General features: G+C 40.2%; 10 protein-coding genes. 9 read left to right on the top strand and 1 reads right to left on the bottom strand.

Features of this window, described 5'->3' with window-relative positions; translation table 11 throughout:
• Positions 1 to 88 precede the first annotated feature (88 nt).
• The 4 genes from tig (at position 89) to yihA (ending at position 6,326) form a co-directional block, all read left to right on the top strand.
• Positions 89 to 1,375, top strand: coding sequence for a trigger factor (gene tig, locus BN6556_RS18550; protein ID WP_066194478.1), 1,287 nt, complete (start codon positions 89 to 91; stop codon positions 1,373 to 1,375).
• A 443-nt stretch (positions 1,376 to 1,818) separates the two neighbouring features.
• The gene (clpX, locus tag BN6556_RS18545) at positions 1,819 to 3,090 is read left to right on the top strand and encodes an ATP-dependent protease ATP-binding subunit ClpX (protein ID WP_066194475.1); all 1,272 of its coding nucleotides are present in this window, start codon (positions 1,819 to 1,821) and stop codon (positions 3,088 to 3,090) included.
• A gap of 334 nt (positions 3,091 to 3,424) precedes the next feature.
• Positions 3,425 to 5,755, top strand: coding sequence for an endopeptidase La (lon, locus tag BN6556_RS18540; protein ID WP_066194472.1), 2,331 nt, complete (start codon positions 3,425 to 3,427; stop codon positions 5,753 to 5,755).
• On the top strand, positions 5,742 to 6,326 hold the full coding sequence (yihA, locus tag BN6556_RS18535; protein WP_066194469.1) for a ribosome biogenesis GTP-binding protein YihA/YsxC: 585 nt from the start codon (positions 5,742 to 5,744) through the stop codon (positions 6,324 to 6,326). The genes lon and yihA overlap by 14 nt, the downstream gene beginning before the upstream one ends.
• 142 nt (positions 6,327 to 6,468) lie before the next feature.
• Here the strand turns inward: yihA and BN6556_RS18530 are convergent, their stop codons facing one another.
• Complete coding sequence (locus BN6556_RS18530; protein ID WP_316245339.1) at positions 6,469 to 6,957, bottom strand: LiaI-LiaF-like domain-containing protein; 489 nt, start codon at positions 6,955 to 6,957, stop codon at positions 6,469 to 6,471.
• 309 nt (positions 6,958 to 7,266) lie between these two features.
• Here BN6556_RS18530 and hemA point away from each other — a divergent pair, with 309 nt between their 5' ends.
• The 5 genes from hemA to hemL all read left to right on the top strand — a co-directional run bounded on the left by hemA (position 7,267) and on the right by hemL (position 12,947).
• On the top strand, positions 7,267 to 8,634 hold the full coding sequence (hemA, locus tag BN6556_RS18525; protein WP_066194468.1) for a glutamyl-tRNA reductase: 1,368 nt from the start codon (positions 7,267 to 7,269) through the stop codon (positions 8,632 to 8,634).
• A 333-nt stretch (positions 8,635 to 8,967) separates the two neighbouring features.
• Positions 8,968 to 9,900, top strand: coding sequence for a hydroxymethylbilane synthase (hemC, locus tag BN6556_RS18520; protein WP_066194465.1), 933 nt, complete (start codon positions 8,968 to 8,970; stop codon positions 9,898 to 9,900).
• Positions 9,897 to 10,661: a uroporphyrinogen-III synthase gene (locus tag BN6556_RS18515; RefSeq protein WP_066194462.1), complete on the top strand. Its 765-nt coding sequence runs from the start codon at positions 9,897 to 9,899 to the stop codon at positions 10,659 to 10,661. The genes hemC and BN6556_RS18515 overlap by 4 nt, the downstream gene beginning before the upstream one ends.
• On the top strand, positions 10,661 to 11,653 hold the full coding sequence (gene hemB, locus BN6556_RS18510; RefSeq protein ID WP_066194460.1) for a porphobilinogen synthase: 993 nt from the start codon (positions 10,661 to 10,663) through the stop codon (positions 11,651 to 11,653). Before BN6556_RS18515 ends, hemB begins: the two co-directional genes overlap by 1 nt.
• Position 11,654: 1 nt before the next feature.
• The gene (gene hemL / locus BN6556_RS18505; protein WP_066194457.1) at positions 11,655 to 12,947 is read left to right on the top strand and encodes a glutamate-1-semialdehyde 2,1-aminomutase; all 1,293 of its coding nucleotides are present in this window, start codon (positions 11,655 to 11,657) and stop codon (positions 12,945 to 12,947) included.
• Positions 12,948 to 13,744 lie beyond the last annotated feature (797 nt).

Raw genomic sequence — 13,744 nt, 5'->3', positions numbered from 1 at the left:
GTTATAATGTAATGGTTGCAATTTGTGTGCGGTTCTAATAGAAAATAAGCGACAAATATACAAAGTTTTATGTTGGAGGGAAATAAGAATGACAGCAAAGTGGGAAAAACAAGAAGGTAACGAAGGCATCCTGACGATTGAAGTAGATGCCGATAAATTTGATAAAGCGTTAGATCAAGCTTTTAAAAAAGTAGTGAAACAAGTACAAGTTCCAGGATTTCGTAAAGGTAAAATGCCAAGAGGGATGTTTGAGAAACGTTTTGGCGTAGAATCATTATACCAAGATGCAGTAGATTTCATTCTTCCAGGAGAGTACAGTGCGGCAATCGACGAAACTGGAATTGAACCAATTGATCAGCCAGAAGTGGATATTGAACAAATCGAAAAAGGGAAAAATCTAATTTTTACTGCGAAGGTATCCGTAAAACCTGAAGTTACATTAGGTGAATATAAAGGATTAGAAGTCGAGGAAGAAAGCACAGAAGTAACAGATGAAGATGTAGATGCAGAGATTCAACAACAACAAGAACAGCAAGCTGAACTAGTGGTAAAAGAAGAAGGTGCCATTGAAGATGGGGATACTGCTGTCATCGATTTCGAAGGCTTTGTGGATGGTGAAGCTTTTGAAGGTGGACAAGCAGAGAATCACTCATTAGAAATTGGTTCGAATTCATTTATCCCTGGTTTTGAAGAACAGTTGATTGGTAAGCAAACTGGGGAAGAAACAGAAGTAGAGGTTACTTTCCCTGAAGAATACCATGCAGAAAACCTAGCAGGTAAAAATGCAACGTTTAAAGTGAAAATTCATGAAATAAAGGCAAAAGAACTGCCTGAATTGGATGATGAATTCGCTAAAGATGTTGATGAAGAAGTAGAAACATTAGAAGAATTAAAAGAAAAAACAAAAAAACGTCTGCAAGAACAAAAAGAAAATCAAGCTGAGACCAACAAAAGGGAATCGCTTGTTCAACAAGCTTCTGATAATGCAGAAGTAGATGTTCCAGACGTAATGGTGCAGTCGGAATTAGATCGCATGCTGCAAGAGTTTGAACAGCGTTTACAGATGCAAGGCATGACATTAGAAATGTATACTCAGTTCTCAGGACAGGATGAGGACGCCTTGAAGGAACAAATGAAAGAAGATGCAGCTAAGCGAGTAAAAACTAACTTGACATTAGAAGCTATTGCAGAAGCAGAGGATGTAGAAGTAACAGATGAAGATGTCGAAAAAGAATTGGAATCAATGGCTTCCATGTATAATATGGAAATCGATCAAATTAAACAAGCACTTGGTGGAAATGCCGCTGCTTTGCAGGATGATTTGAAATTTCAAAAAGCCATCAATGTACTTGTAGATAATTGCAAAACCAAATAAACGCTATAGCGAACAAGGTGCCATCTCTTTGCACCTTGTTTTCTATACAACACGATTACATCCGTATCACAAAGAGAAGAGCAAGACATGAAAAAGAAGCAATACATTGTGCTGGTCAACATATACATAATAGAAGTGAGACTAAGCGTTCGTTATCCTCTGCTGAGAATGGACGATGGACGTTTTGTACCGGAGTTACTGGATCTCGTATCGACATTCATCGAATAGCTTCTCGTCACAAAATAAAATCATAATAAAGGTTTAGCTCATGGTAAACAGTGCAAACTATTTGTAATTATGTCCAAAGCTTGGTAGGCTTTGACATTGATAATGTTTATTGCTTTTGTATTTCGAAACAATTTGATATGATTACGTAAAGATAGGCTTGCTAAAATTGTTTGGTTGTAGCTTAAGCTATATTTATTGAACAAGGGGTGAAAGACATGTATAAATTTAATGAGGAGAAAGGGCAGCTAAAATGTTCTTTTTGCGGTAAAAGTCAAGACCAGGTTCGAAAACTAGTTGCAGGGCCAGGTGTTTATATATGCGATGAATGTATTGAACTTTGCACAGAAATTGTGGAAGAAGAGTTAGGTACAGATGAAGAAGTAGAATATAAAGAGACACCTAAACCACAGGAGATTTGTGAAATTCTAGATGATTATGTGATTGGTCAGGAAAAGGCTAAACGTAATTTATCGGTTGCCGTTTATAATCATTACAAACGAATTAATTCCCCAAGATCAAAAGATGAAGTGGAATTATCGAAAAGTAACATTGCTATGATCGGACCGACAGGAAGTGGGAAAACATTACTCGCCCAAACTTTGGCCCGGATATTGAATGTACCGTTTGCTATTGCGGACGCTACTTCGTTAACGGAAGCCGGTTATGTCGGGGAGGATGTGGAAAATATTCTATTGAAGCTTATTCAATCGGCTGATTATGACGTGGAAAAAGCGGAAAAGGGTATTATCTATATTGATGAAATTGATAAGGTAGCTCGTAAGTCAGAGAATCCGTCCATTACACGTGATGTTTCTGGTGAAGGTGTACAGCAGGCCTTGCTGAAAATCTTGGAAGGGACAACTGCAAGTGTACCGCCTCAAGGAGGAAGAAAACATCCTCATCAAGAGTTCATTCAAATCGATACCTCGAATATCTTGTTTATTTGTGGTGGCGCCTTTGATGGGATTGAACAGATTGTAAAACGTCGTCTTGGCGAAAAGGTAATTGGTTTTGGCGCGGAAAGTGATAATCAAGAATTAGATAAAGCTGCCTTGCTTTCAAAGGTACTGCCAGAAGATTTATTACGCTTCGGTCTAATTCCAGAATTCATCGGTCGTTTACCTGTAATTGGAAGTTTAGAACCGTTAGACAGAGAAGCGCTGGTAGATATTTTAACGCAGCCGAAGAATGCATTAGTGAAACAGTATAGTAAGTTATTTGAAATCGACGATGTTGAATTGGAGTTTGGAGAAGGAGCCTTAGAAGCCGTTGCAGAAAAAGCAATTGAACGGAAAACAGGTGCTCGTGGTCTACGTTCCATTCTTGAAGGTATCATGTTAGATGTGATGTTTGAATTACCTTCACGAGATGATGTGAAGAAATGTATTATCACAAAAGAAACAGTAGCTACAGAGAATGGGCGTCCAAAACTGGTTCATGAAGATGGTACAGTTATCGAACTTAAATCACCAAAAGAGAGTGCATAAACATGAAATCCCTTGTTTTTCAACAAGGGATTTTGTATGCTTTTCTTTTTTTTAGGGAAGATTAAGGAAGCAGGAATGTGCGTGTTTAAAAATAGAGTTAATCACGCTGATTTTTGCGTTATCCACTGGACCTAGATAACCTTGACAGAGGTTATCTTATTATAGAAATTTATGTGTCATTTTTATTGGTCTTTTGAACAACCTCTTAAAGGGATTTACAAACCCGAAAAACTTCATTAAACTGATAACAGTGACTCCGTTCCTTTCTTTACTGCTATAAGTCTGAAGAGGAATAACTTACTCAAAAATAAAGCCAGCATGACGGAGGTGTCGTATGACAACCAATTTAATACATATGCCATTAATACCATTAAGAGGACTTATTATTTTCCCTGGAATGGTGATTCATTTAGATGTGGGTCGAGAAAAATCAATTCAGTCTTTGGAAAAAGCCATGATGCTTGATCAACATATTTTCCTGGCAGCTCAAAAAGATAGTGCCTTGGATGATCCGTCACCAGAAGATATCCATCCACAAGGGGCGGTAGCAAAGGTTAATCAAATGTTGAAATTGCCCAATGGAACGGTGCGGGTCTTGATTGAAGGCATATATCGAGCGAAATTAAATCATTTTATCGAGCAAGAGAATCATTTTTTGGTGGAAATTGAAGCCTTAGAGGATATTCATAACAACGTATCAGAAGAAGTCGCTTTAATGCGAGCCTTATTGGAGCAATTTGAACACTACACCAAAATATCCAAAAAAGTGACGAAGGAGACATTAGCTAGTGTCAGTGACATGGAAGAGCCCAGTCAATTGGCCGATATTGTAGCTTCACATATCACTTTGAAAATGTCGGACAAGCAAAAGGTACTAGAGACATTAGATGTAAAGGCCAGACTGCAGCTACTGTTGGATATTATTTCAAATGAAAAAGAAGTGTTGGAATTAGAACGGAAGATTGGGCAGCGAGTAAAGAAGTCAATGGAGGATACGCAGAAGGAATATTACTTACGAGAACAAATGAAGGCGATTCAGAAAGAGTTAGGTGACAAGGATGGCAAAACAGGTGAGATTGCCGATTTACGCAAGAAAATGGCAGAAAAGGAATTGCCGGAGCGTGTCGTCGAAGTAGTAGACAAGGAATTATCTAGATATGAACGTGTGCCGCAAAGTTCTGCAGAAAGCTCGGTTATCCGTAACTATATTGATTGGATTCTTGCCCTGCCTTGGATAGAACAAACGACGGATAATTTAGATCTTGCGCATGCTGAACAAATCTTAAATGAAGATCACTATGGATTGGATAAGGTGAAAGAGCGCGTGCTTGAGTATTTGGCAGTAAAGCAGCTGACTAATTCTCTGAAAGGTCCTATCTTATGTTTGGTGGGCCCTCCCGGGGTGGGAAAAACATCCTTGGCACGCTCTGTTGCGAAAGCTGTTGACCGTCATTTTGTCCGTGCTTCCCTTGGTGGTGTTCGTGATGAGGCAGAAATACGAGGGCATCGTCGTACGTATATTGGCGCTATGCCAGGCAGGATTATCCAAGGTATGAGAAAAGCGGAAACCATTAATCCCGTCTTTTTGTTAGATGAGATTGATAAAATGTCTAATGATTTTCGTGGTGACCCATCTTCTGCAATGCTCGAGGTACTAGATCCAGAGCAGAATCATAATTATAGTGATCATTATTTAGAAGAGACTTATGACTTATCAAAGGTAATGTTTATTGCGACGGCAAACAATCTGGCGACCATTCCACGACCTTTATTGGATCGAATGGAAGTCATCACGATTCCAGGCTATACAGAAATAGAAAAGCTTTTTATTGCCAAACAGCATTTATTACCAAAACAGCTAGAGGAAAACGGCTTAAAGAAGAGTCAGCTACAAATAAGAGATCAAGCATTATTAAAGTTGATTCGCTTATATACGAGGGAAGCGGGCGTACGTGGCTTAGAACGACAATTGTCATCACTTTGCCGTAAGTCTGCAAAAGTGATTGTCTCAGGTGCCAAAAAGCGTGTCGTTGTCACAGAAAAACAACTAGAAGAGCTACTTGGTAAACCACTATTTCGTTATGGAATGATGGAGCTGAATGATCAGATAGGTGCAGCTACAGGCCTTGCTTATACAGCTGCTGGTGGCGATATTCTATCCATTGAAGTAAGCCTTGCGAAGGGTAAAGGAAAACTTACATTAACGGGGAAACTAGGGGATGTCATGAAAGAATCGGCTCAGGCAGCATTGAGTTATATTCGATCAAGGGCAGATACATTAAAAATTGATCCTGACTTTCTGGAAAAGAATGATATTCATATCCATGTTCCGGAAGGTGCAACACCGAAAGATGGCCCATCAGCAGGGATTACGATGGCGACAGCGCTTATTTCAGCACTGACTGGAAGACCGGTACGCAAAGAGGTTGGTATGACTGGTGAAATCACCTTAAGGGGGAGGGTGCTTCCAATCGGAGGACTAAAAGAAAAGTCATTAAGTGCTCACCGCGCGGGCATTACAACGATTATTATCCCAGCCGATAATCAGAAAGATCTAGAAGATATTCCCGATAGTGTAAAGGAAGCAATTAGCTTCGTTCCAGTCGATCATTTGGATACCGTATTAAAGTATGCATTATTGGAGGAGAAACATGAAAGTCAATAAAGCAGAGATTGTGATTAGTGCAGTCTCAGAGAAACAGTACCCTCAAGATCAATGGCCGGAAATTGCCTTGGCAGGTCGATCGAACGTAGGGAAATCATCCTTTATTAATAAGATGATTCAACGCAAGAATTTGGCAAGAACTTCTGGTAAACCTGGCAAAACGCAGACGTTGAATTTTTATAACATTAATGATGCCTTTTATTTTGTCGATGTTCCTGGTTATGGATACGCCAAGGTGTCCAAGAAGGAACGGGCAAAGTGGGGTGAAATGATGGAAGAATATTTCGCTTTGCGACAAACACTTCGTCTAACCGTCTTGATTGTAGATATCCGCCATCAGCCTACAAAAGACGATGTCATGATGTATGAATTTCTGAAGTATTATCAACTGCCGGTGTTAGTGATAGCAACAAAATTAGATAAAATTCCAAAGAATAAAAAAGCCTCTCACCTTAAGCGTGTGATCAACACACTGGAGATGGAAGCAGAAGATACCGTCATTCCGTTTTCCGCAGAAACAAGCGAAGGAAAAGAGGATGTGTGGAACTATTTGAAGCAATATCTGCAATAAGCAGTTAAAATCATGATCGATAATCAGATCTTACTATTGTGCATTACAATGCTCCGGTTACACTGCATTTGAGCTGGTTTCCGGAGCACCTGCACATAAGACCATCCACCTCACCATTATAGCTAGTCATTTACCGTGCTACTTATTTCTTTTTCAATAACAAATAAAATCCAATAGCAATTAATAGTACGGGCCAAAACCTTTCTAACCAGTTCATTCCTTGATAAACCCACGAAAACCAGCCTGGCTGTTGATTAACAAACATGACAAACAAGGAAAGAGCTAACAATAGAAGACCCGGAACTACTCCTTTTTTCGTTTTAAAGGCTCGAATCAAGAAAGCTAATGAGATGATAAGTGTGTACATTCCCCAATGATCAATCCAAAAAGGATAATGAGCCAGACCATGAAAATGAATCCCGAAGCCCAGTAACACGACACCAGGGAATATTTGTTTATATTCTTTGCTAGTAAAGGCATAGATGAGAAAGGCAGCCCCTATTAGTATAAAAAGCGTTGGCCATGAGTAGAAATCGGTTAAAATCGGTAAGTGTAATTCTCGCAGTAAGAAAAATACACCAATACCAATTAATAAATAGGCCATCAAACCATTCTTTTTCAAACGAAACACTCCTAGATTAAAATGATTATTAATTTAAATTTATTTTCTTGAAAAAATATGTTGAATATGCTAAAGTACAAATGAATTGTTAATAATAAATGTACCGAACTTCATTTTACCATAACTCATACGGTAACTGTTCATAAAATCATCACGAAATCATTAGGAAAACATGTTATAATAAAAGTAGTTTTGCTAGTCACTGGTTGATGACGAGAAAAATAACTTCATTACAATAATAATCTACAAAGAATTATTTTTGAGTATTTTATAATGAAGATTACTGGCTAGGCTTTTGTTTTTTTGGGGGTAGATATAGTGCACATTATAGCAGCAGGAATAAATTATAAGACGGCACCTTTGGAAGTGCGAGAGTTGCTTGCTTTTCGTGAAGATACGCTTGTAGAAGCAATGACAGCGTTGAATAAACAGAAAAGCATCTTAGAGAATGTCATTCTTTCGACTTGTAATCGTACAGAAGTATATGCCGTTGTTGATCAGCTTCACACGGGCAGATACTTTATCAAGCAATTTCTTGCCGATTGGTTTGAAATTGACAAAGAGGACTTTATACCACATATCATTATTTATGAAAAGGAAGCGGCTGTTGAACACTTGTTTCGATTGACTTGCAGCTTGGAGTCCATGGTGATGGGAGAGACACAAATACTAGGTCAAGTACGAAAAACCTTTTTAGCTGCTCAACATCATCAACTGACGGGTACGATTTTTAATGAATTATTCAAACAAGCGATTACCATTGGTAAGAAGGCACACCGAAGTACAGCGATCGGGGAGAATGCCGTTTCTGTAAGTTATGCAGCGGTTGAATTAGCCAAAAAGCTGTTCCAAGATCTAAAAAATAAACATGTCATGATTATCGGGGCAGGAAAGATGGGAGAACTAGCTGCTAAGAATGTGTATGGTTCTGGCGCAAATCAAGTAACCGTCGTCAACCGTACCATTGAGAAGGCCCGGCAATTAGCGGAGCAATTTAATGGAGAAGCATGTACGGTTCAGGGGTTGGTTCATTCCTTAAAAGAAGCAGATATTGTGATTAGCTCCACGGGCTCCGATCAATATGTAGTGACAAAGGAAATGTACCAACAAGTGGCATCTGAACGTAGAGGACGTCCGATTTTCTTTGTGGATATTGCTGTACCAAGGGATTTAGATCCAGCTTTAGCAGATTTAGAAGATGTGTTTCTTTATGATATTGATGACTTACAGCATGTGGTAGATACCAATAAGCAAGTACGTCAAACGGCATCAATGGAAATTGAATTATGGATTGAAGAAGAAATCATTGCGTTTAACGAATGGCTGGGTACATTAGGGGTTGTCCCGGTTATTACTGCATTGCGAGAACAGGCCTTATCCATTCAACAAGAGACGATGAAGAGTATTGAACGGAAAATCCCAGAGCTAACGGAACGCGAACGAAAAGTATTGAATAAACATACCAAAAGTATTGTCAATCAACTATTGAAGCAGCCAATTCTACAGGCCAAAGAATTTGCTGGCAGGGAAGATGCGCAAGAAACTTTGGATCTGTTTATGAAAATCTTCAATATTGAGGATCAGGTAGTGGAACAAACGAAACAAGCCGAGCAAGATAAGGTAGTTACCTTGGCGAAAACAAAAGAAAAAGTATTTCAGAAGCTGCAGAATGTATCAACCCATTAAGGGAATCAGGCAGCCTGCTCATAACAATAAGCACAGCTGGATGTAATCAGCTGTGCCGCTGAGTCAGAGAGTAGTGTCTTCTGATTATTCAAAGTGGTTTGGATGATTCCTAACCATTTTTTTATAAAAAGAGAATAAAAACCGAGTTGACGTATCGGGTTTTGGGTAGTAATAAAGGACCGAGCAGAGTTTGCGCGTTTTTTCTTAACCCGTTGCAAACGTGCATATGCTTTCATTTTCGGATCGATGGGGTTTTATGACAACTATTAGCGGGAAAGAAAAAGCATACAGATGCTATACGAATTAATTATGTGAGAAAAAGGATGGATGACATTGCGTAAGGTTGTAGTTGGATCAAGGCGAAGTAACTTAGCACTCACACAATCAGAGTGGGTGATTGATCAATTAAAGGAACGAGCTGGTGACCACTTTGAATTTGAGATCAAGAAGATTGTCACAAAAGGAGATCAAATTCTCAATGTAACCTTGTCTAAGGTGGGTGGAAAAGGATTATTTGTAAAAGAAATCGAAAAGGCCATGTATGACAAGGAAATCGATTTTGCTGTACATAGTATGAAAGATATGCCAGCTGTCATGCCGGAAGGTTTGATCATTGGATCGATCCCTGTACGTGAAGATCATCGGGATGCCTTTATCTCAAATAATCATGTGGCGCTAAAGGATCTTCCGGCTGGTGCGATTGTGGGAACTAGCAGCTTAAGAAGAGGTTCGCAGATATTAGCAGAACGTCCCGACTTAGAAATTCAATGGATCAGAGGAAATGTGGAAACGAGATTGAGAAAGCTAAAAGAAGCGAATTTTGATGCGATCATTTTAGCGGCGGCCGGCTTAAATCGAATGAATTGGGATAAAGAAATCGTAACGGAATATTTGGAACCAGATGTTTGCGTACCAGCAGTAGGTCAAGGTGCGTTGGCGATTGAATGTAGGGAAGATGATGCCGAACTATTGGATTTATTAAAACAGATCAATGATGCCTATACCGAAAAAACAGTAACGGCGGAGCGTACCTTTCTTCATCTATTGAATGGAGGCTGCCAAGTACCGATTGGTGGCTATGCTTACCTTGAGGGAACAGACATTATACTTACTGCTTTAGTAGCGAGCAGTGATGGTAAGACCGTGTTGAAAGAAGTAGTGAGGGGTACAGATCCTGAGCAAGTTGGTAAACAGGCGGCTGATAAATTAAAGGATCAAGGGGCCCAGCAATTGGTTGATGAAGCAATCGAGGCAAACCAAGAATGAACTCGCCTTTAGCAGGGAAGCGTGTCTTGGTGACAAGAGAAGAATCTCAGGCAGCTCCCCTGATTACATTATTACAAAGGAATGGGGCGGACTGCGTATCTGTCCCATTGCTGCAATTTGAACCCCTTTTTCAGCAATTGGAACAACGATGTGAAGAACAGTTGCCGCCATTTGACTGGCTTTTTTTTACGAGTGCAAATACCGTCCGTTTTTTCCATGAATGGGTTCAAAGCGAGACGTATTCCGTTACCAACAAGATTGGCTCTGTAGGTAAGAAAACAACAAACGAGCTGTTGCGTTTAGGATATGACATAGATTTTGAACCATCTGTATACAGTGGTGAGACAATGGCTAAGGAATTTCTGCAGCGATATCAGCAGCAGTCCGTCGCCTTAGTTTGTGGAGAAAGTGCTCGAGAAGATATTCCCAAAATACTGACTGCAGCAGATATTTATTTTAAAAAAATCGTCATTTATCGTACAATAAAAAAGAAAGTATCTAAGCAACGGCTGATTCAGAGTGTTTCTGGTGTAGATGCTGTTTTTTTTACTAGTCCATCGACCGTTGAAGCGTTTAAACAGTCTCTCCCTGATTGGATGTTCAGGAAACTGGCAACACAGCTGACGGCAGTAGCGATTGGGCATACAACCGCCAATGTATTAGAAGAACAGCAATTTTCCAAGATTATATATCCAGAAACATACACTATAGAAGACATGGTTTATGTCTATATACAATATTTAAGAAAAGGTGATCGTTAATGGCAACAAACAATTTTGATCGTCATCGTCGTCTGCGCCATTCACAAGTGATGAGAAGGCTAGTACGAGAGACAGAACTAAGCACAGCTGACTTGGTTTATCCCCTGTTCGTTGTGGAAGGTGACAATATCAGAGATGAAGTCCGATCGATGCCAGGAGTGTACCAGGTATCATTGGATCATTTAGATGGAGAAATCGATGAGCTGTTGGATTTAGGTGTTCCTTCTGTCCTGTTATTTGGTATTCCTGCTAACAAAGATGAAGTTGGTTCAGGTGCATATGATCCGAATGGAATTGTTCAGCAAGCCATTCGCCGCATTAAGCAAAAAACAGATCAGTTATTGATTATTGCTGATACATGTCTTTGTGAGTATACCTCTCATGGGCACTGTGGGGTGATCAGCGCTGGGGATGTGGATAATGACCAATCACTGCCGCTTCATGTAAAAACAGCGATTACCCAGGCAGAGGCGGGAGCTGATATTATTGCTCCCTCTAATATGATGGATGGTTTTGTGACAGAGATTAGAAAAGGTTTGGATAAGGAAGGTTATACACATATTCCGATCATGTCCTACGCAGTGAAGTATGCCTCTGCGTTTTATGGTCCTTTCCGCGAGGCAGCGGAAAGCACGCCGCAGTTTGGTGACCGAAAAACGTATCAAATGGACCCAGCAAATCGGTTAGAGGCTATGCGTGAAGCGCAGTCCGATATAGAAGAAGGGGCTGATTTTCTTATCGTAAAACCTGCCTTAGCCTATATGGATATTATTCGGGAAGTGAAAGATCGACATCCAGTTCCTGTTGTAGCTTATAATGTGAGTGGAGAGTATTCCATGGTAAAAGCAGCGAGTCAAAATGGTTGGGTGGATGAACAAGCCATTGTATTGGAGAAATTAACGGCGATGAAACGAGCAGGTGCAGATATTTTGATTACCTATTTTGCCAAAGATGTTGCCAAATGGCTCCGAAATAGAGAAGGAGGCAAATAACATGTTAGAAAACCAGAAGTCAGTAGATGCTTATAAAGAATCTATAGATTTAATGCCAGGAGGGGTGAATTCACCTGTGCGTGCTTTTAAATCGGTAGGAATGAATCCGATTTATATGGATCATGGAGAAGGTTCTAAAATTTATGATATTGATGGAAATGCCTATATCGATTATGTCTTAAGCTGGGGACCACTAATTCTAGGTCATGCCCATCCACAGGTTGTCACGAAACTACAAGAAGCCGTGGCAAAAGGTACAAGCTTTGGAACATCAACGCTTTTGGAAAATGAATTAGCACAGTTGGTCATTGATCGGGTGCCATCGATCGAAATGGTACGTATGGTTAATTCAGGTACCGAGGCGACAATGAGTGCCTTGCGTCTAGCCAGGGGTTATACGGGCCGGAATAAGATTCTGAAGTTTGAAGGAAACTATCATGGGCATGGTGATTCCTTGTTAATCAAGGCTGGTTCAGGTGTGGCCACCTTAGGTTTGCCTGATAGCCCTGGTGTACCGAAGAGTGTAGCTGAACATACGATAACAGTGCCATATAATGATTTTGAGAGCGTTCGTTATGCCTTTGAACAATTTGGTGATGATATAGCGGCTGTCATCGTTGAGCCTGTCTCAGGGAATATGGGGGTGGTGCCGCCAGATGCAGAGTTCTTAGCGTCTATAAGGGATATTACCAAGCAGTATCAATCTTTGCTTATTTTTGATGAGGTGATGACAGGATTCCGTGTTGGTTTCCACTGCGCCCAAGGCCATTTCGAAATCACTCCGGATTTGACCTGTCTAGGAAAGGTAATTGGTGGCGGACTGCCCGTTGGCGCTTATGGGGGGAAGAGAGAGATTATGGAACATGTGGCCCCGGTAGGCGATATTTATCAGGCAGGTACGCTGTCTGGGAATCCTTTAGCTATGACGGCTGGCCTAGAGACACTGAAGGCGTTGGATCGTTCTTCTTATCAATGGATAAACCAACAAGTAGATCGTTTGATAGAAGGATACCGTTTAGCCGCTGATGAATATCAGATCCCACTACAAATCAATCGAGCTGGTTCCATGGTAGGAATCTTTTTTGCAGAAGAACCTGTTATCAATTTTGAAACGGCGAAAAAATCAGATACCGTGGCATTTGCCAGTTACTATCGTACGATGATGGAAGAAGGTATTTTCTTACCGCCATCACAATTCGAGGGATTGTTCTTATCCACTTCCCATACCGAAGAAGATATAGAAAAAACCATTGCAGCAGTAGAAAAGGCGTTCGCCAAATTAGCAAAAAAATAAGCGTCATCTTCCACACCACCTTGCAGATTAGATTGCTTGGTGGTGTTTTTTTCATAATAAGCAAAGAAAATAGACAATCTCGACCATAATGGGTGTTTGACCAGATAAAATAATCCTATTTTGTGATAAACCCCACCCAAAAACAGTGAACAATTGGAAATATTCACTTTTATGCTATTCTTTCTGATTAAAGTTTATCTGATAGGTGACCGCGTCTTTATCGCATATTTCGAATAGATATTTCTTGCCTCTTGTATCCGTTAACCTCCATCCAACGTTATGTTGATAAGGTGGAAAGCGCTTTTGAATGATTTTCTTTTCAGGGATTTGTACATCCCTCCTATTTTCGTGTATTCTTGTATAATCTCTCAATATGCCGGATTATAGATCATAGAGGATACGGAATCTTTTTTTCAAAGGTAAGAAAGTATAGAATTCTGAGTATGATAGGATGTGGACCGATTTTGATCTTGAACGAATGGTGGTGCCGATAAGATAGATTATGTAAAGTAAAAGGCTATTCCAAGTGATCATGTTGAACGTTTTTTATGTGCTAGGAAACGCTCCGGAAATAGGTTCCGCTTTCCGCGAGCTTGGCTCAGCCTCCTCGTCAGCAAAGATCGCTTCCTGCGGGGTCTTCACACTGCGCTTTTCTCGCAGGAGTCTCCACCTATTTCCTCCGCTGGGTAGTAGCACTACAATCGAATGACTGCTAGAATGAAGTGTTCCAGACACTATATTTCTGCCAATAAGCAAACCGCATAACCTTTTTCTGAGAACGGTTTTATCCTACGTTA

It is taken from the genome of Gracilibacillus timonensis, from assembly GCF_900086715.1.
Taxonomy (GTDB): domain Bacteria; phylum Bacillota; class Bacilli; order Bacillales; family Amphibacillaceae; genus Gracilibacillus; species Gracilibacillus timonensis.
The sequence above is the reverse complement of the archived record's forward strand: the minus strand, read 5'-3'. Positions and strand labels throughout refer to the sequence as shown.